Raw genomic sequence first — 19561 nt, forward strand, 5'->3', positions numbered from 1 at the left:
CTCCCCTTCGTTGCGCCGATTACGATTCTGTCATTATACGAACACGCCGTGTGAAGCAGAGAAAAAGCACCGAAGATAGCCACAAAGAAATAAGACACAACTCGACCGAAAGCAAAATCTCGGCCGACACATAAAAAAGGGACGCTATCGCGTCCCAGGCTCGGCAACTTCCCAATTGCTCAAAAAGATGTCGCCGTTCTCGTAGGGGCAACGGCATTTGTCCTTGCCATCGCTGACTTCGACCCAAAATCCATTGCGCCCGTATTTCCTATCGAGCGGATCGATTTTGTAAATCTGACCGGGTTCAAGGCTTACGCCGGTAATCAAAGAGCGCCTACCTTTGTACCTCATCAGTTCACTCATTGCTTGCCTGCCCTTCTCGGCCTCTATCGACGCACCGTATTGTTCAGTAAATCTTCGTTTGCGAACCGCGATTCTACACGCAAGATGTATGCGGATGCAAGCGTTCTCTAACAACAGACGTTCGATGTTAACATTGCCGAATACCGTTTTGAGAAATAAAAAAGGCCGGAAAACCGACCTGAGAAATCATGGTGGATCGTCGGGGACTCGAACCCCGGACCTTGGGATTAAGAGTCCCCTGCTCTACCAACTAAGCTAACGATCCAAGTGAAGATATGTATGTGTGCTTTGCGAAAAGCGCTTAGCTATTATAACAAGCAAAATGGGTAATGCAAGCTGTTTTTCAGAATTTTTTCCAACGCCTCGAACCCTCTGCCCGAGAAACACCAAGAGGCACCGAGTCCATCTTGCAAGCCGCTCGCCCGAACCGCCCGCCCCGACGAAGCGTTGCCTCAAACGCTAGTGCAGGATGCCCAACCTCCATGCGCCGCTTCGGTTGCTCGCTCGAACCCTCTTGCTTCACCAGTCGTTAAACATGAAAAAGCCGGAGAAAACCTCCGGCTGATAATTCATGGTGGATCGTCGGGGACTCGAACCCCGGACCTTGGGATTAAGAGTCCCCTGCTCTACCAACTAAGCTAACGATCCGAAAGAAGCTATGTAAAAGTACTGAGTCAAACTCGAAACTTCTGCATTCGATGCTTCATTCTTATGCAGAAGCGCGCTGGGGTGGGTAATCGGACTCGAACCGACGACCTCCAGAGCCACAATCTGGCGCCCTAACCAACTAGGCCATACCCACCATTTCGTGCGCGAGTTGGTATTATAGACAGGTCGCCGAACACATGCAATACCTTATTTCAAATTTTTGCTTCTTTCGCTCCTTCGCCTTCTCGCGTCTCGCCTCCTGCCTTTTCCCTCGGCCAAAATGTAAAGCATTTTCGATCATGAGCCCCAGCGCCCTCCTTATCCCACTCGTTTCGCCGCTCGGCATCATATGAACGGGGATTTGCTCTCTTCGTATCCGACAACAACCCCCACCGAAGCACACAAGGGTTCATAACCTCAATTTCTTTGCGCAGAAGGCCCCCGGGGAGAAGACTTCACTCGTAAGCAAAGACGGAAAGACTCGAACGAAGAATCCCATAGGCTTGATTGAATGCGGCGCATCAAGAAGCCCCATCGGCCGAAGAAACCGGCGAGCAGCCCGCTGCCCCGCACGCCCGTCGGCCTTCGAGAAAGCCGTTCAGCATTTCTGCACCGAGAGAGGTATTTCCGCTATAATGCATGGGCATGCCTCGATGCCCGTTCGCGCATCGGCATCTTTTCGCCCCCGTGGCTCAATGGATAGAGCACCGGACTTCTAATCCGATGGTTGTGGGTTCGAATCCCGCCGGGGGCGCCATGAAACCAAAAGCCGCCAGGGTTTACCGGCGGCTTTTTTCCATTATCCGGGAAGTCAGGATGCAAGCCTCCTTAAAACGCAGCGCTCTCAACCCTCGCTGAACCGCACCCTTATCTGGAAGCTGGATGCGCTTTGAAACGGGGGCATTAAAGCGGTTTGCGGCCCCATTCAAGTAGTGGATAAGAGCAGGCTGGAGAGAACACGAATTCAAGACGGACAGGACAGCAATCTCCCAGGCTTCATTTCGCCATGGCCTTCAATTCCTCCACAAAAAGAGACGCAGTCTCATCCTCCAGGAAGTCATCGCGATAGAGTACATAGAATTCCGTCGAGATTCTCAAGTCTTCAAGCTCGAATGCGCGACATTCTGCTCGACGGTCTATTCCGAACCGTGGAATAAGCGTCGCAGGAACAACTCCGAAAGACTCCGAAAAATCACCTGCAAAATATTCGAAATGGTCTCCGAAAGAAAGAGGCCGTATGGTAACAACCGCACCACGCTCGCGAAGACGCTCCGCAACGCCATCTCGTATGTAGCTACGATAAATATCGGGAGGAAGCACGATGTCCGCTCCGTCCAAGTCTACCGCCTGCAGGTTTTTCTTGGCAAAAAGAGGATTTCCTTCGGTCATGAGCAACATTACGGGTTCGCTCTGCAGCCTAAATCCTGAAACTCCGTCTGGAAATGGAGCCTTCGACGAATCCTTCCTCCAGCTTTTAAAGCCCGACACCACAATGTCGTTGCTCCCGTCCAACAACGCATCGACAGTGCTAGACGGACCAGCAACCGACACTATTTCAACAATCTTTTTCGGCGAGCGCTCTCGCAACGCGCGGCACGCTTTATACGCGTAGCTTTCGAGCCATGGCAAATTGGTGGACGCGATACGCACCGAAAGAAAATTATCGGGAAGAGAGCGGTACTCTTCCACGATGCATTCCACCCGATCAAGCAGCAACGAAGCCGTTCGAACAAACCTTCTGCCAATGGGCGTCAAAGACAGTTTTCCTTCGCATTTCGAAAAGAGCACACACCCTATTTCCCCCTCAAGCTCGGCAATATGTTCCACAAGCGTAGGACGCGCTATGAACGCCTCTTGAGCCGCTGTTGTGTAGTTCAACGTTTTCGAGAGAATGAGAAATTCCTCGACATGACGCGTATCCATCTCCCCCGCCTTAGCCGCAAGCGTCGCCTCCAACGAATCGCTCGCATATACGCCTCAATCACCCTCATTGCCATCTAGCATACCCACCGCACAGACGAAGATGCAAGCGGTCAAATAATCTACCGTCTCCGCAAATTATTCTTCACCGAAGAAAAATACCCTACAGCCTGCATCTTTCACGAAATCATACGATGAAGCCACGGCAAGCATCTTTGTTCGCCGTGCCATGCGTCACGAGTACAAGGAGGGATGACCATGGAGCTCAATCGTAGGGACTTTCTGAAAGGGGCCGTCGTAGCGAGCGGTGCGGGAGCCATTGCGGGGATGGTCGGCTGCGCGCCGAAATCAGAACAGCCAACAACGTCTGGAACGGACGGAAGCGCAGCAGCGGCGTTCGAAGAGGCAACAGCCCCTATCGAGCCCGCAACCGTGCCCGACTCCTGGGATGAAGAGCACGAAATCATTGTAGTGGGGTCCGGCGCAGGCGGCACGAACGCCTCCATAAGGCTCGCGCAGGCGGGCTACGAGGTGATTATGCTCGAGCGCAATCCCGAAACCGGCGGCAATTCGAAGCATTCGTCCGTTTTCTCCAACTTCGGCGGCCATAAGCAGGCCGAAGCAGCTCAGTGGGCATACCCAAGTTACCCGTACGATGTCGACGGCATCGTTGAATTCGTCATGAGCTGCCAGCAGATGACCGGCGACCCGGAGCTTTTGCGCGCCATGGCCGAAGAGGGACCCAAATGCATCGACTGGATGAACGACAAGGCAGGCGCGAAATGGGTTCCCATGAACCCTTCTCCTTCGGGTTGCGGCCTGCTTGAATGGGAAGGCATGTCGACCCCCACCAACGGCATCAACGTCAACCTCATCCCGTTCCAGGAGCTTGAAAGCACCGCGCGTGAAAACGGCGTCGAAATCCGCGTCAATTGCCCCATCACCACCCTGGTGGCCGACAGCGGTGCAGTGGTGGGCGTCAAAGCCCTCGACGGCGAAACCGAGAAATTCATCCATGCAACGCGTGCCGTGGTTTTGACCGCAGGAGGCATGGAGGTCAATCGCGCCATGATGGCCAAATACTCCGCAACCGTTCTGCAGGGCATTGCCAATATCGCCACCCCGCCCAACGGTACCGGCGAATGCATCCGCATGGGCCAGGGAGTCGGCGCGGACCTTTCGGGCTACGATTCCACAGGCGCTTTCGACGGCGGAGTCTGGTGGCGCGAATACGACGAATACGACACCGAAATGGACTGCCACATCAACAAAGACGGCAACCAGGCGCTGCGCCAGCCTTGGCTACGCATCAACCGTGACGGCCAGCGCGTGCCATATATCTCCACCTCCGGGCGCAGCTACCCTTACGTCAACGACGCCGCGCCGTCGTCCGAAGGCCTGTGCGAAACCGCCGCGATTGAGATGAGCCAACCAGGCGGTGTAACATTCTGCTGCTTCGATTCCAAATTCGACCAGCTAGTTCAAGACAACTTCTTCGGCCAGGTCATTTGCCGCAAAGCGAAGATCGTCGCCGAAGACGACCCGTACATCGACCGCGTTCCCGAATGGCTGCGCGATTGGCATACCGGATTCCAGATGATGGTAGACGAAGGCGCCATCAAGAAATGCGACACGATCGAAGAGCTGGAGCAGCAACTCGGACTCGAAGCCGGCATGCTGACCTCGAACGTAGAAAAATGGAACGCAGCGTGCGACGCCGGCGAAGACTACGCAACCTGCTACAAATATCCGAAAGAATGGCTGATCAAAATAGACGAGCCGCCCTTCTACGGCGCCAAGCTCGGCGGCCATGTCTTCGGATCGAAGACCGGCCTGCGCGTCACGCCGCACATGCAGGTTGTAGACGTCAAAGGCAAGCCGATCGAAGGACTGTACGCGGGTTGGCATACCGCAGGCGGTTCTGCAGGCGATGGAAACCCCGCGGGCAAGCCTCTCACCGGCATGTATGCCGACCTGGGGCTTTCGTTCGTAGGCGGCTACATGGCAGCTGGCGGCATCATGGCCCAGGACGGCAAAACCGAAGCATAACCATATACGCCCCTCCCGAGAAGAAGGCCGGCTACGATTCCGGCCTTCTTCTTGCGCCAGCATGCGGCTCCGTGTCCCAATCGATGTAAAAAACGCACTGCAGTTTCGCTTTTCACCAGCAGATACGCGAACCCGCCTGGAAAGATAAAGGCGCCTCACCATGCGCGGACGCAAAAACGGGCATCGGCCGAAGCCGACGCCCGAAACCGAACGCACATTTCGCATATGCGACTTACGCTCTACGCCCGATACGTCGCAATAAGACGCTCGACGAACGCGCAGGCATCCTGGGACGCCTGGTCGCGATTGAGCTCGTAGGTGCCGAATCCGTCATGGGCGGCAGTATCGGTCACGCCTCGTACGGATATGAACGCAACATCGTTAGCGAAGCATACCTGCGCCATGGAAGAGCTCTCCATATCCACAGAAATAGGATTGTGCCTTGCCACGATGCCGTCACGATTGGCGTCGTCTACGAACTGCTCGCCCGACGCCATAGCGCCGAAATGAACCGGTCGCTCGAAAGACTCCGCAACCGAGCGCGCTGCAACAAGCAGCTTCTCATCCGCGGAGAAAACGCCGCTGGGATAGAACGGATACGAATCGACGAGCATCATCTGCGCATCCACGTCGTGGTGCGCGAAAGACGTGCCCACCGCGATGTCGAACACATCGAGCACAGGATCTATGCCGCCCGCCGTGCCGGCGTTGATCACGCAGGAGACGCCATAGGAGTCAATCATCGACTGCACCGCCATGGCGGCATTGGTCTTGCAAATGCCGCAGCAAGTCGCTACGACATCGCAGCCGCCGAATGTTCCGCGATGCATCTCGACCATCGCCTTTTTATCGGTCGAAACGACATCCATCGCCTTGAGGAACGGCGCTATTTCACTCTGGGTCGCGCATACGATGCCGATGGGAGCAGGCATTCTCTACTCCTCCTCAGACGCGGTCTCGTTCTCGGAAACGAACGGGATCGTCGGCGCATCGTTCCAGATCTCCTCGAGACGATAGTAGTCGCGCCCTTCGGGCTGGAAGACATGCACGACGAAATCGCCGTAGTCCTGCAGCGCCCAAAAACCTTCCTGAGCGCCTTCGACGCTGAAAGGCTTCACGCCCGCTTCTTTGATTTCGGCCTCTTCGATGGCGTCGAGCACAGCCGAGATCTGACGATTGTTCTGGGCGGTGACGATCACGAAGAAGTCGGTGATGCCGACAAGCTCTCGCACATCCTGGATGAGGATGTCGGTCGCCTTCTTGGAGTCAGCGGCGCGAGCGGCGATCATCACCTTGTCAAGAGAGCTAAGGCCTTTGTCTTGTGCCATGTATTCATGTTCCTTTCTTCGAGAATGCCGCAGCATTCTTTGTTCGACGGTACGAAGGCCGCATCAGGCGCACGAAGCCTGCGCGGCAGATGCCCTATTCGATAACGATGACGCGCGACTTGCGCGCCTCCATGCGTTGAGCACGCTGCGAAACGATGCCGTTCCATACCTCGAGCGAATCGGGATGGATGGACATATCGGCATCGAGCAAGTATATCAGCGTAGATTTATACGCCATGTAGAACAGCTCGTCAAGATCAACCTGCCCGACCGCGGCACGCAGAGGCGCCACGTCGGCAAACGTTCTCCCGGGCTCGATGATGTCTGCTATGAACACGATCATGTCCAGGTCACTCATATCATCAGCGCCGCAGGTATGACGCTCGATCGCCTGAAGCACCTCGTCGGAAAGCTCGGGGAATTCCTTGCGAAGGGAGCGAGGAGCAGTAAGCGCGTGCAAAACCCCCGGCATGTTCTTACGCACGGTCTTCGGGGCAAGGTGGTGTTTTTTCGCGATGCGTTTCAATTCGGACGCCGGCAACGCCTTGTCCCAATCATGCAAAAGACCCGCGACGGCCGCATCGTTTTCGTTCGCACCGTAGATGCGGGCAAGCTGTTCCGCCGTTTGAGAAACACCCAGGGAATGCATGTAGCGCGAAGGCTTCACGCGCTCTTTCAAACGGGCTCTCATATATTCGAATCTGTCTGGATCTATCATTTCCGTTCCCTTTCCCATGCAGCATGTGCGGCAAAGCCGATCGGCAGCGCGCAACCGCCGCGACGCGCGAAGCGAGCAGTTCACGAAACTCCCGTATAAAGCCCGTGATGCTGTATGTATTCCGCCACAGGCTGAGGAACAAGATAACGAATGGAGCGCCCCTCTTTCACCTTCTCCCTCAAATCAGTGGAAGAAATGGACAGAGCGGTCACTTCGATAGAGGACATATGGAGAATGGAGGCATGCGTGCGCATATAGCGCCTGCGCGCGTCGTTGAGGATGTATCCGGGACGCGTGACCACGACAAGGCGCGCAAGCTTGCCTATTTCGTCAGAATCGCGCCACTTCAGAATATTGAAGACGGCATCGGCCCCCGAAATAAAGTACAGCTCCACGTTCTCAGGATAATGAGCGCGCAGCACACGCAGCGTATCGACCGTGTACGTCTCCCCCGCCCGGTCGATTTCCAGACGGCTCGCGTCGAAATAGGGATTGTCGGCCACGGCGAGACGGACCATGTCGTAGCGCAGCTCCGCGCCCGTGACGCCCTTGCCCTTCTTCATCCAAGGATCGCCCGCAGGCATGAAAACGACGCCATCGAGCCCGAACGCGTCGCGCACCTGTTCTGCGCACGCAAGATGCCCTATATGAACAGGGTCGAACGTGCCCCCCATGATTCCAAGGCGAAATGTCCGGTCGGCATCTTTGCGACCCATATCGTCAAAACGCCCGCATACCACCGGACCGGTCTGATTTTCCCCCCGCTGCGATTCCTGCATTTCGCACACGTCAGCCGCGCACCTGCCCCTCGCCGCGCACGACGTACTTGTACGAAGTAAGGGCCTCGAGTGCAAAGGGGCCGCGCACATGCAGCTTCTGGGTAGAGATGCCTATTTCGGCACCGAGCCCGAAGCATGCCCCGTCGGTGAAGCGCGTGGAAACGTTCACGTATACAGCAGCAGCATCGACGCCCGCCGCGAAGGCGTCTGCGGCGTTTTTCCCGTCTTCGGAAGACGTGTTTGCAACGATGCATTCGGAATGGCCCGTGCCGTAGCGATTGATGTGCTCGACCGCCTCTTCGACGCCGCTCACCGTCTTCACGCTGATTTCAAGGGCGAGATACTCCGTGCCCCAGTCCGCTTCCACGGCGTCGACGAAATGCTCGAGCACGTTCGCCGACCCGCCTTCTTCGGCAAGAGCGGCGCACTCGCGAGCAAGGGAATCTCCATGGACGACAACGCCGGCGTTCGCCAGCTCCGAAAGCATCCGGGGAAGAAACGCTTTTGCCGCCGCTTCATCCACCAGAAGCGACTCGCATGCGTTACACACACCCGTACGCTGGGTTTTGGCGTTCATAACGATGGCGCGGGCGATATCGAAATCGGCAGATTCATGCACGTAGACATGGCAATTGCCCGTGCCGGTCTCTATGACGGGGATCTTGGAGTGTTCGATGCAGTGACGAATGAGGCCTGCCCCGCCCCGCGGAATCAAAACGTCCACCAGGCCGTGCAGGCCCATGAGGACATCCGTTGCCGCGCGGTCTGCGGTTTCTATGGAGCAGATGCTATCGGCAGGAAGGCCGGCCTTTTGCGCCGCATCGCGCAAGACCTTCGTCAGCGCGATGTTCGAATGCAGCGCCTGAGAGCCGCCACGCAGCACGCAGGCATTTCCCGCCTTGAGACAGATTCCCGCCGCATCGGCGGTCACGTTCGGGCGCGCTTCGTAGACCATGGCCACCACGCCGAGCGGAACGCTTATGCGCTGCAGCAGCATGCCCCCTTCGATCGTGCGCTCCTCAAGCACGCGACCGACAGGATCGGAAAGCGACGCCAGATCCTCAAGCGCGCTCGCCATGCCTTCGACGCGCTGTTCGTTGAGCTCGAGACGATCGAGCAAACCCTCGCTCATACCCGCGGCCCTGCCTGCCCTCATATCTTCGGCATTCGCCTCAACGATGGCGGCGGAATGCTCGCGCAGCGCCCGAGCCATCGCGAGCAGCGCCGCATTGCGCTGGTCGGTCGTCGTACGTGCGAGCACGGCCGAAGCCTTGCGCGCAGCAAGTGCTATAGCGCGAACCGAGGTTTCCAAATCCGCCATGTCGAACCTTCCTTTCCAAACAACGCCCCTGCGCTCCCCATGCGAACGTGCAATCCGGAGCAAGCAGGGAATGGGCAGCCGCCCTTGAAAACGAGCGGGATGCCCGGCTCGAAAGCCCTTACTCGAAGACGATCATCTCGTCGCGGTGGATGGCAACGCCGTCCTTTTCCCGCATCATGCCCGCATCATAGCGCACAAGACCACGCGCTATGACATAGCCCGACTCATCGAGCACATCCACCACGTCGTTGGCCGAAAACTCACCGTCTACACGGCGAATTCCCACGGTGAGCAACGACGATCCGTGCTCCGAAAGCGCACAAGCGGCGCCCGAATCAACCACCACGCGGCCTTTCACCGAATCGCCCAAAGCTATCCAGAGCTTGCGCGGGGTGATTTCATGACGGCGCTCCTTCGCCGTGAACAGCGTGCCGATGGGATTTTCGGCAAGAGACCTGACAACCGCATCCTCGGCCCGCCCGTGGCAGATGACGAGAGGAATGCCCGCCGCTGCGAGCACGCGGGCCGATGTAAGCTTGGTGATCATGCCGCCGCTTCCCACGGCGCTTCCAGCCCCCGTGGCGCCCTCCATGATCTCGGGCGTGATGCGGTCGACGCGCGCGATGAGTTTCGCCGTGCGGTCGATCTGTGGATTGGCCGTGTACAGACCGTCGATATCGCTCAGGATGACGACGCGGTCGGCATCGGCAAGGCATGCGACCAAGGCGGCCAGGGTGTCGTTGTCGCCGAATTTGATCTGCTCGACCGAAACGGTATCGTTCTCGTTGACGATAGGCACCGCCCCCAACTCGAGCAGGCGCTTGAATGTGTCGCGCGCATGCAGATACGCGTTGCGATCGGCCGTATCGCGCCTGGTGAGCAGCACGAGCGACGTCAGCATGCCATAAGGCGAGAAGACCTGGTCGTACGCGGCAATAAGGGCTCGCTGACCTACGCTTGAAGCCGCCTGCACCGTGGGCATGTCTTTCGGACGCTTCAGGGGAAGGCCCAGCGATTCAAGTCCGCAAGGAATGGACCCCGAGCTGACGATGATGACGTTCCAACCCGCCTTGCGGGCACGATTGACCTGATGGGCCAGATCGGCCAGGTAGGCGCGATCAACTTTGCCCTCGGCATCGGTCAGCGTCGAAGAGCCTATCTTGATAACGGCGGTACGCGGCTTCTGCGGTGCGTTCATTAGAAATCAAGCTCCTTGTAAATATCCACGCGGTCGTCTGCGCTTTCGAATTCGAACGCGCGCCCGACGATGCGAATCTCGTCTCCGTTGACGGCGCCCGCCTTGATGAGCTCCTTTTCGAGCCCCATGCGGTTGAACCTGTGCTGCAGAAACGCCAGGGCTTCTTCGTTTTCCCAGTCGGTCTGCACGACCATGCGCTCGATAAGCGCGCCTTCGACGCGGAAGATGCCGTCCGAGAGCTTGCGAACCGTATACGAACGGTCTTTCTGCTCCCTCTTGTGCTCCCAGATACGGTCATACTGCACTTCGGCCTGCTGTTTTTCGCGTGCCTCCTCGCGAAGCTCGTGAACCTTGTTCGCCGTTGCGTGAATCAGCGAATCGACGCCTTTGCCGGTCAGCGCGCTGATCTTGAAGACGCGCGAAGCTTCCTCCACGCCGTCTGCGAACTCGTTGCCGCCTGCCGCAGCGATGGCGTCCTTGCGCACCTCTTCTTCGAGGCGGCGGATGTTGTCCTCCACCCCGGGGACGTCGCATTTGTTCGCGACCACGATGCGGGGACGGCAGGCAAGCTCGTCGGCGTAAAGGGCCAGCTCGCGATTGATGATGCGGTAATCCTCCACGGGATCGCGACCTTCGTAGCCGCCCGTCATGTCCACGACGTGGAGAATCAGAGCCGTGCGCTCGATATGGCGGAGAAACTCATGACCCAGACCGCGACCCTCATGGGCGCCCTCGATCAGGCCGGGGACGTCCGCCACGACGAAGTTGTATTCGTCGCCTTTGACCACGCCCAGGTTGGGAACCAGCGTGGTGAAGGGGTAATCCGCGATCTTGGGACGAGCGGCGCTCATACGCGCGATAAGGGAGCTCTTGCCCGCAGAAGGCACGCCGACCAAAGCCGCGTCCGCCATGAGCTTCATTTCAAGCTCGACCCAGCCATCCTGCGCGGGCTCGCCCAGCTCGGCAAAAGCAGGGGCACGACGCGTCGAGGTGACGAAGTGGATGTTGCCGCGACCTCCGACGCCGCCGTTAGCCACGGTGACGCGCTCACCATCGTGCGTCAGGTCGGCGATGATGTCTCCCGTTTCCTTCGTATCTTCGAAATACTCGCGTACGACCGTTCCCACAGGCACCTTAAGAACAAGGTCCTCGCCGCGGGCGCCGTGCATGCGGCTGCCTTTGCCGTGCGTGCCGCGTGTTGCCTTGAAGTGATGCTTGTAGCGATAGTCGATCAGCGAAGACACCGAGGCGTCCGCCTCGAGCACGACGTCTCCGCCATGCCCGCCGTCGCCGCCGTCCGGCCCGCCTTTGGGGACGTGCGCTTCACGGCGGAAGCTCATGCAACCGGCACCGCCGTCGCCGCCTTTTACGTAAATATGAACTTTATCAGTGAACATATCGGTCCATTCTCGTTTGGTGATTCCGAGCAATTATACGAGATGGGCAGGCCCGAGCGCAGCAACGATATCGAAACGATGCAATTTCGCGCAAAACTTCGCCAACCAACCCGTCATACTTAATCATTGACGCATACCCGCAATCCCGACAAGACAAGAGGTGTCATGAAAGCAAACCAGGAACAGCGCGTTCGCAAAGACATCCGCAAAGCCCTTTCCTACAAAAAGCAGGTTTCTGCCAAGGAGAGCAAACGCCGTGGAAAAGCCCTGAGGGAGCTTGTTCCCCACGCCTGCCACGAAGCCTGGCAGGTTCAAGAACGTCGAAACGACGCGATCGACCTTTTGAGCAAGCAAGACGAAGGACGCGCGCAGGAGCTCGTGCCCATACGCAAAGAACGCATGGCGGCATCCCCTTTCGCGTTCTTCAGGGGCGCAGCGGTCATCATGGCGAATGATTTGGCGCGTACGCCGTCTACGGGAATTAGGGTGCAGGCCTGCGGAGACGCGCATGTGGCGAATTTCGGACTGTTCCACTCCCCCGAGCGCAAACTCATCTTCGATATAACAGACTTCGACGAAACGGAAATCGCCCCTTGGGAATGGGACGTCAAGCGTCTTGGAGCAAGCCTTGAAATATGCGGTCGCGAGCGGGGTTTCGATTCGAAAGTGCGCCGAGCCATTGTAAAGACGGCGGCCGAAGCATACCGGGAAGCCATGAGGGAGTTCGCCCGCATGGGAACGCTGGATGTCTGGTACGCCCATATGGACGCCGATGAGCTTTACGAACGTATGGCGCATAAGGCCTCGAAATCGGAGCGGAAGGAAGCCGAAGAGCTGCTCGATAAGGCGCGCTCGAAAAACAGCGCACGCGCCATCAAGAAGCTGACCGAGGTCGTCGACGGCGAATTGCGCATCGTCAACGAGCCGCCGCTCATCGTTCCTTTGCGGGAAATCGTACGGCAGTACAGCGGAATGGACGTGCCCGACCCCGACATGCACGAACGCGAGCGCATCACGGCACGACTTCTTTCCCACTATCGCAAAAACCTCCCCGACGACAGGCGCAGGCTCATCGGGCAGTACCGCGGTGTCGACATTGCCCGCAAGGTCGTCGGCGTGGGTAGCGTGGGACTGCAGGCATGGATCGTGGTGATGGAAGGAGCAGCCGAGAAAGACCACCTTGTACTGCAGATCAAAGAGGCCCGGGATTCGGTCCTTGCGCCCTTTGTGGGCAAAAATGCCGGGGACACCCCGGGGCAGCGCGTGGTAAAAGGCCAGAAGGCTATGCAAATCGCAAGCGATGTGCTGCTCGGATGGACGGAACTTCCCGGCAAGGACGGCACGCCGCGCAGCTATTACGTGCGCCAGCTCTGGGACGGCAAGGGCTCGGCCGACCTTGACGAAATCGGCGAGGACGCCCTCGAAGCCCTCGCCGGCGCCTGCGGATGGACGCTCGCCCACGCGCATGCACGCACCGGCGACCGTTTCGCCATTGCCGGATACCTGGGCAAAGGCGACGGCTTCGACCACGCACTCGTACGCTTCGCGCAATCCTACGCCGACCAGAACGAGCGCGACTATCAAGCGTTTCTCGAATCTCTGCGCTAGCCCGACCCATGGCCGCCGACCCGCCATAGCACAGCAGGCCGACATCATCGCAGCATACGAACAAAGCGCGGTGCATCCACACCGCGCCTCTTTTATTCATCCAGGTCAAATAGGCTTTTCATGTCCGTTTCCTTCATAGGCACACCCGACGAAGGAAGGCTTGCAACCTGGAACTTGTCAAGCGATGCCTCCCCGCCCAAAAACTCTTCGGCCTTGCCGACCATGGTCACCGTGCGACCTTCTTTGGCGACAAACGCCCGCACGCCCTGGGTGTTATTGGTGGTCTTGGTTCTCAAGAGCGACGTGTTGAAATTCATCAGGCGATAGTCGCTCGACACCAGTGCAATCTCTCGCTCCTCTTTCAGCACGGTCGCAAACAAAAGCCTGCTGCCGCCGTACATCGCGTTCTTCAGGCGCTTGCGGTTGGTCTTAGTGGCATATCCCGAAAGCGCGACGCGCGCTACACGGCCGTTTTCGAAGACGAACAGCACATCGGCCTTGTAGTCTTCAGGATCGACGATCCACGTCACGGTTTCATCGGGATCCATCTCCAGTTCGGTGGGTAGATACGATCCCAGCTGGGCCGATTTGGTGTCTTCGAATGCGGCAACCTTGCACTTGTACACCTGGCACTGGTTGGTGAACACCAAAAGCTCGTGCGTGTTCGAAGACGGGAACTCGATGAACGGCTCATCGCCGTCTTTGTATTTCAGCGACGAGGCCGCACGCAGCACGCGGTCGGTCATCTTCTTCAGGTAGCCGTCGCGGGATAACATCATAGTCACGGGATATTCTTCAACCTCGGGCTCGAGATTCACCTCGACGACCTCGGACGGCGCCACAAGACCGGTCTTACGCGGCATGACGTGCTTCTTGTTCACTGCGGCAAGCTCGTCGTGAATGACGTCTTTGATTCTCTTCTCGCTGGCAAGAATCGCATTCAGCTCGGCGATATCGCCCTCGAGCTTCTCGATATCCTTCGTTCTGTTGATGATGTATTCCTCGTTGATGTTGCGCAGCTTAATCTCTGCCACGAATTCCGCCTGGACCTGGTCTATGCCGAAACCTTTCATGAGGTTGGGAACAACATCGCACTCAAGCTTCGTGCCGCGAATGATCGCGATCGCCTTGTCTATATCGAGCAGAATGGCCTCAAGGCCGTGCAGCAGGTGCAGGCGATCAGTCTTTTTGTCCAAGTCGAAGTTCATGCGGCGACGGGTGGACTCCACGCGCCAGGCAACCCATTCTTTTAGAATCTCGCGCACACCCATGACGCGGGGGTATCCGTCCACCAGCACGTTGAAATTGCATGAGAACGAATCCTGCAGCGTAGTAGAACGGAACAGTTTCGCCATAAGCTGCTCAGGGTCCGTTCCCCTTTTCAAGTCGATGGCGATGCGCAGGCCGGAAAGATCGGTCTCGTCGCGAATATCGGCGATTTCACGCACCTTGCCTTCTTTGGAAAGCTTCACGATGCGCTCGATGATGACATCGGTCTTGGTGGTGTAAGGAATCTCATACACCTCGATGATGCGCTCTTCGGGCAGGTAGCGCCAGCGCGAGCGAATCTGAAAACCGCCGGTGCCCGTGTTGAAGATGCGCTCCATTTCCTCGCGGCGATAGATTATCTCTCCACCGGTGGAGAAATCGGGCGCAGGCATGTATTCCAGCAAATCGCACTCGGGGTCTTCGAGAAAATGCATGGTTGCCGTGCATACCTCGTTAAGGTTGAAGCCGCAGATATCCGAAGCCATCGCAACGCCGATGCCCTTGTTGGCAGACACCAAGATATTGGGAAACGTGGTGGGAAGAAGGCGCGGCTCCTTCATAGCGCCATCGTAGCTGTCCACGAAATCGACCGGGCCTTTGTCGATGTCTTTGAAGATTTCGGCGCAGATGGGAGACAGCTTAGCCTCGGTGTAACGCGACGCAGCATAGCTCAAATCGCCTGAATAGTACTTGCCGAAGTTGCCCTTGGACTCCACGAACGGCGCCAGAAGCGCTTCATTGCCCGTGGCCAGACGCACCATGGTTTCGTAGATCGCGCTATCGCCGTGCGGATTGAGCTTCATGGTCTGACCGACGATATTCGCGCTCTTCTGGCGTGCGCCGTTCAGCAGGCCCATTTTATACATGGTGTAGAGCAGCTTTCGGTGCGAAGGCTTAAAACCATCGATCTCCGGGAACGCGCGCGACACATTGGTGCTCATGGCGTAGGGCATATAGTTCGACTCGAGCGTCTGCGTGATGGGCTGCTCCGTCACTTCGGAGTGAAGGCCGATCACATTGGGATTGTCCACGTGTTTTTTCTTCGGTGCGATTTTGGTTTTCTTTGCCACGATTTCCCCTTGATGCGTTGATAAGTTCATCGTTCGAACCGGATAACGGTTCAAACGCCCTTATACGTCGTTATTGCAAGTCGAGCTGGTCGAGATATTCCTTGCCATGCTCGGCGATATGCCTCTTGCGGCCTTCGTCGTCGTTGCCGAGCAGCAGGTTGAACATGCTCTCCATGGTGGCCACATCCTCCGGCTCCACCTTAATCAGGCGGCGCGTCTCGGGATTCATGGTGGTGAGCCACATCATGTCGGGATCGTTTTCACCAAGACCCTTCGAACGGTTGATCGAACACTTCTGATCGCCGATCTCTTTCAGAATGTTATTTTTCTCGAGCTCCGTATAAGCGAAGTAGGTTTTCTCCTTGCAATTGATTTCATACAGCGGAGACTCGGCGATATAGACGAAGCCTTCGTCTATAAGCGTGGGCACAAGCCTATAGAGCATGGTGAGAATGAGCGTGCGAATATGGTAGCCATCCACGTCGGCGTCGGTACAGATGATGACCTTGCTCCAGTTCAGGTTATTCAAATCGAAGGTACCCAGATTCTTCATGCGCCTGTCTTTAACTTCCACGCCACAGCCTAAAACGCGCAGCAAGTCCGTGATGATGTCGGATTTGAAAATGCGCGGATAGTCTTCCTTGAGACAGTTGAGAATCTTGCCTCGAACAGGCATGACGCCTTGGAACTCGGCATCGCGAGACGTGCGAATGGCGCCCGCCGCCGAATCGCCCTCTACAATATAGACCTCTCGACGGCTTTTATCCTTCGAGCGGCAATCGATGAACTTCTGCACGCGGTTAGCCATATCGGTCTTCTGCTGCAGGTTGGTCTTGATGCTCTGGCGGGTTTTCTCCGCGTTCTCGCGCGAGCGCTTATTGATGAGCACCTGCTCGACGATCTTGCCCGCGGCTTCCTTGTTCTCGATCAGGTAGGTCGTAAGGCGCTCTTTGAAAAATGCCGTCATGGCCTGCTGAATGAAACGGTTGTTGATAGCCTTCTTGGTCTGGTTCTCGTAGGAAGTCTGCGTGGAAAAGCAGTTGGTCACCAGAACCAGACAATCCTGCACGTCTTGCCATTTGATGGCGGTCTCGTTCTTGGTGTACTTGTCCTGCGACTTGATGTAGGCGTCAAGGGCGCTGGTGAGCGCGCTGCGAGCGGCTTTCTCGGGAGAGCCGCCGTTTTCGAGCCACGAGGAGTTGTGGTAGTACTCCTGCATCTGAAACGTACGCGAGAAGCACAGGCATGCGGTGATTTTGACGTTGTAATCGGGCAAATCCTCTCGATCGCGGCCGCGACGGTCGGCTTGGATGAAGAAGGGTTCGGTCAGATACTCCGAGCCAACCTTCTCTAGAACATAGTCCTCGATGCCCCTGGGATAGCAGAAATCCTCTTCAGTAAATCCGTCGGGGCCTTCGAGACGCAAACGAAAAGTGACGTTGGCGTTAACAACGGCCTGGCGACGCATGGTTTCGCGATACCAGTCGGCAGGAATATCAATGGAAGTGAAGACCTCAAGGTCGGGACGCCACTTGATGGTGGTGCCGGTTCGGTTTTCGTCGGCAGGCTCGATCTGCAGCGCCTTTTTCTTGGCGCCGACCACCTTGCCCTTCTTGAAGTGAAGCGAATATTTGTTTCCATCGCGCCAGACAGTGACATCCATGTATTCAGACGCGTACTGCGTGGCGCAGGAGCCAAGGCCGTTGGTTCCCAATGAAAAATCGTAATCGCCACCCTGGTTGTTGTTGTATTTGCCGCCTGCATACAGCTCGCAGAAAACGAGCTCCCAGTTAAAGCGTTTTTCAGTGGGGTTCCAATCCAGAGGGCAGCCGCGGCCGTTGTCTTCCACCTGGATGGAGCCATCGGCGAAAGCGGTAAGCGTGATGAGATTACCGTGTCCCTGGCGGGCTTCGTCGACGGAATTGGACAGAATTTCGAAGGCGGCGTGCGCGCAGCCATCCAAACCGTCAGAGCCGAAGATAACTGCAGGGCGCAGACGAACGCGCTCTTCATCCTTCAGCTGACGAATGCTGTCGTTGCCATAATTGGCCGTGGTGTTTGCCATGTTCGTTCTTTCGATGATAGTGTCTTGTACGCGGCTTATGCCCCTTGCAGGCAATGCCGCCCTCCCTGGCTCCTTCATGCCGCAAAACGCCGCATTGCCATCGGAAAAGTCAAGCCAGCATCTGCCGGCAATGATGTTCAGTAATTGACTTTACCACATACCGTCCGCATGCCGAAACGATGGCACAGCAAAAACACCAAACATGCGTTCGTATATCGAACATACCGTACAGCATGCATAAAAAATGGCCCGCCGTGTGGCGAGCCATTTACCCCTCCGAATGTGAGGCTGTTATTCGGCCTCGAGCGGACGCACATGAACCTTGCGGCGAGCGCCCTTCGTGAACTCGACGGTGCCTTCGCACAGAGCGAACAGCGTGTCGTCCTTGCCGCGGCCGACATTCTGACCGGGATGGAAGTGAGTACCACGCTGACGAACGATGATGTTGCCAGCGATAACATGCTCGCCACCGTAGCGCTTCACGCCAAGGCGCTGTGCGCGGGAGTCGCGACCATTACGAGTAGAACCTAAACCTTTTTTATGAGCCATTTTCTATACCTGCCTTCTTGACTATTTGGCCGGCTTCTCAGCGGCCGTCTCGCCACCGATGCTCTCGATCTGGATGCGAGTGAGGTTCTGGCGATGGCCGCGCAGCTTCTTGTAGTTCTTGCGCTTCTTGAACTTGAAGACAAGTTTCTTCTCGCCTTTGTACTGGTCCAGCACGACAGCGACGACTTTGGTCTTGCCAGCGTCAGCCAACTCAACCTTACCGCCGTCGACGACGCAGATGGCCTCGAGCTCTACCTTCTCGCCGACCTCAGCATCAAGCTTCTCGACGGAAAGATACTCGCCAGCAGCCACCTTATACTGCTTACCACCGGTTTTCACGATTGCGTACATGTAATTCTCCTTGAATGTGTTAAAACGCAAGGCAGTATTGTATATGCGCCTTGCACACTCGTCAATACATTTGGGGGGGCTAAGTCCCAATATTTAGAGGAAAACACGCCATCAGAGGCAAGCGGAAACTTTAGCATATACAAGCCCGTTCGCCTAGGCGTGTTTTCGATATTTTCACAATGGTTTCGTTAAGTGGCCCTTGAGGCCCATCAGCAGCTATTGCCCCGCAAGCGCACGCAAGGATTCCATGAATTCGGAAGAGCAGCGGAGGTCGACGGGGAAATCGAGCGCGGGAATGGAAAGGGTGACGACGTCGGAGGATTCGTACGTTTCAATGGTGCACACATGAAGCTGCTGCACATCGGATGCATCCTGTCCCGCCTTGATCGTTTCGTCTTGATAAAACTCGAAACGATACTCTACCGTCCCATCGGGATGCGAGGAAACCAGCTGAATCGAGTTCAGGCGGCTTGCAACGGTCGCAACAGCCCGCGCGTCCTCCACCGTGGCGACATGTTCGCCGCAGGCGTCATATATCTCGACACGCGAACCCTTCCCGAGAGCTTCTCCGAAAAGGGCCTCGGCATCTTGCACGGTTTCAAACGCTCCATTGAGAGTATCGGTCATCTCCTGCATGTCTTCGCCAACGCCCTCGATGCCACGATTCAGCTCGTCAACCGTCTGGGCAACGGAATCCGAAGCCTCCTGAGCCGCATCGTCGACAACGACGCAGCCCGACAGGCTAAGAAGAAGGAGAAAAGCCGCGCAGGCGAGAGCAACCGCCGCAACGCTCCTGCGAATATCGTTTTTCAAGGTCGACACATGCATGAGGCACCTCTTTTCCGCAGATTTCTTCAAAAGCCGGGGCTACCTGCCCTTTCGGCGATCTTACCTTAGCGAAGGCCGCCGAAAGGGCAAAAGGCCCGCA

16 protein-coding genes and 4 tRNA genes are annotated in these 19561 nt (G+C 57.0%); 3 read left to right on the plus strand and 17 right to left on the minus strand.

Annotated elements, in window-relative coordinates; translation table 11 throughout:
- Positions 1–144: 144 nt before the first annotated feature.
- The 4 genes from HMPREF9451_RS04970 to HMPREF9451_RS04985 form a co-directional block, all read right to left on the minus strand.
- Positions 145–363: a hypothetical protein gene (locus HMPREF9451_RS04970; protein ID WP_009139211.1), complete on the minus strand. Its 219-nt coding sequence runs from the start codon at positions 361–363 to the stop codon at positions 145–147.
- A 189-nt stretch (positions 364–552) separates the two neighbouring features.
- A tRNA-Lys gene (locus HMPREF9451_RS04975) sits at positions 553–628 on the minus strand.
- 307 nt (positions 629–935) lie between these two features.
- A tRNA-Lys gene (locus HMPREF9451_RS04980) sits at positions 936–1011 on the minus strand.
- 77 nt (positions 1012–1088) lie between these two features.
- Positions 1089–1165 (minus strand) — tRNA-His (locus HMPREF9451_RS04985).
- A 527-nt stretch (positions 1166–1692) separates the two neighbouring features.
- Here HMPREF9451_RS04985 and HMPREF9451_RS04990 point away from each other — a divergent pair.
- A tRNA-Arg gene (locus HMPREF9451_RS04990) sits at positions 1693–1768 on the plus strand.
- Positions 1769–2007: 239 nt separating this feature from the next.
- Here the strand turns inward: HMPREF9451_RS04990 and HMPREF9451_RS04995 are convergent.
- Positions 2008–2934, minus strand: a complete 927-nt coding sequence (locus HMPREF9451_RS04995; RefSeq protein WP_009139212.1) for a LysR family transcriptional regulator — start codon at positions 2932–2934, stop codon at positions 2008–2010.
- A 255-nt stretch (positions 2935–3189) separates the two neighbouring features.
- Here HMPREF9451_RS04995 and HMPREF9451_RS05000 point away from each other — a divergent pair, with 255 nt between their 5' ends.
- Positions 3190–4980 carry an FAD-binding protein gene (locus tag HMPREF9451_RS05000; RefSeq protein ID WP_009139213.1) on the plus strand — a complete coding sequence of 597 codons (1791 nt, stop codon included), beginning with the start codon at positions 3190–3192 and terminating at the stop codon, positions 4978–4980.
- 239 nt (positions 4981–5219) lie between these two features.
- On the opposite strand, the gene mtnN is transcribed toward HMPREF9451_RS05000, so the two are convergent.
- From mtnN to obgE, 7 genes are all read right to left on the minus strand, one after another.
- Complete coding sequence (mtnN, locus tag HMPREF9451_RS05005; protein ID WP_009139214.1) at positions 5220–5912, minus strand: 5'-methylthioadenosine/S-adenosylhomocysteine nucleosidase; 693 nt, start codon at positions 5910–5912, stop codon at positions 5220–5222.
- A 3-nt stretch (positions 5913–5915) separates the two neighbouring features.
- On the minus strand, positions 5916–6308 hold the full coding sequence (rsfS, locus tag HMPREF9451_RS05010) for a ribosome silencing factor (protein WP_009139215.1): 393 nt from the start codon (positions 6306–6308) through the stop codon (positions 5916–5918).
- A gap of 94 nt (positions 6309–6402) precedes the next feature.
- Positions 6403–7026: a bis(5'-nucleosyl)-tetraphosphatase (symmetrical) YqeK gene (gene yqeK, locus HMPREF9451_RS05015; RefSeq protein ID WP_009139216.1), complete on the minus strand. Its 624-nt coding sequence runs from the start codon at positions 7024–7026 to the stop codon at positions 6403–6405.
- 80 nt (positions 7027–7106) lie between these two features.
- On the minus strand, positions 7107–7805 hold the full coding sequence (gene nadD, locus HMPREF9451_RS05020; RefSeq protein WP_009139217.1) for a nicotinate-nucleotide adenylyltransferase: 699 nt from the start codon (positions 7803–7805) through the stop codon (positions 7107–7109).
- Between the two features lie 10 nt (positions 7806–7815).
- Complete coding sequence (locus HMPREF9451_RS05025) at positions 7816–9126, minus strand: glutamate-5-semialdehyde dehydrogenase (RefSeq protein WP_009139218.1); 1311 nt, start codon at positions 9124–9126, stop codon at positions 7816–7818.
- 118 nt (positions 9127–9244) lie between these two features.
- On the minus strand, positions 9245–10324 hold the full coding sequence (gene proB / locus HMPREF9451_RS05030; RefSeq protein WP_009139219.1) for a glutamate 5-kinase: 1080 nt from the start codon (positions 10322–10324) through the stop codon (positions 9245–9247).
- Entirely contained in the window at positions 10324–11721 is a 1398-nt protein-coding gene (gene obgE / locus HMPREF9451_RS05035) for a GTPase ObgE (RefSeq protein ID WP_009139220.1), read from the minus strand. The genes proB and obgE overlap by 1 nt, the downstream gene beginning before the upstream one ends.
- A 165-nt stretch (positions 11722–11886) precedes the next feature.
- Here obgE and HMPREF9451_RS05040 point away from each other — a divergent pair, with 165 nt between their 5' ends.
- Positions 11887–13329: a DUF2252 domain-containing protein gene (locus tag HMPREF9451_RS05040; protein ID WP_009139221.1), complete on the plus strand. Its 1443-nt coding sequence runs from the start codon at positions 11887–11889 to the stop codon at positions 13327–13329.
- A gap of 92 nt (positions 13330–13421) precedes the next feature.
- Here HMPREF9451_RS05040 and HMPREF9451_RS05045 read toward each other — a convergent pair whose 3' ends face one another.
- The 5 genes from HMPREF9451_RS05045 to HMPREF9451_RS05065 form a co-directional block, all read right to left on the minus strand.
- Positions 13422–15668: a DNA gyrase subunit A gene (locus HMPREF9451_RS05045; protein ID WP_009139222.1), complete on the minus strand. Its 2247-nt coding sequence runs from the start codon at positions 15666–15668 to the stop codon at positions 13422–13424.
- Between the two features lie 70 nt (positions 15669–15738).
- Positions 15739–17733 (minus strand): DNA gyrase/topoisomerase IV subunit B, encoded by a 1995-nt coding sequence (locus HMPREF9451_RS05050; RefSeq protein WP_040626071.1) that lies wholly within the window; start codon positions 17731–17733, stop codon positions 15739–15741.
- A gap of 291 nt (positions 17734–18024) precedes the next feature.
- On the minus strand, positions 18025–18282 hold the full coding sequence (gene rpmA, locus HMPREF9451_RS05055) for a 50S ribosomal protein L27 (protein ID WP_009139224.1): 258 nt from the start codon (positions 18280–18282) through the stop codon (positions 18025–18027).
- A gap of 21 nt (positions 18283–18303) precedes the next feature.
- On the minus strand, positions 18304–18633 hold the full coding sequence (gene rplU / locus HMPREF9451_RS05060; protein ID WP_009139225.1) for a 50S ribosomal protein L21: 330 nt from the start codon (positions 18631–18633) through the stop codon (positions 18304–18306).
- A gap of 216 nt (positions 18634–18849) precedes the next feature.
- Positions 18850–19461 (minus strand): hypothetical protein, encoded by a 612-nt coding sequence (locus HMPREF9451_RS05065; RefSeq protein WP_009139226.1) that lies wholly within the window; start codon positions 19459–19461, stop codon positions 18850–18852.
- Positions 19462–19561: the final 100 nt, after the last annotated feature.

The organism is Slackia piriformis YIT 12062, assembly GCF_000296445.1.
In the GTDB taxonomy this organism is placed as follows: Bacteria; Actinomycetota; Coriobacteriia; order Coriobacteriales; family Eggerthellaceae; genus Slackia; species Slackia piriformis.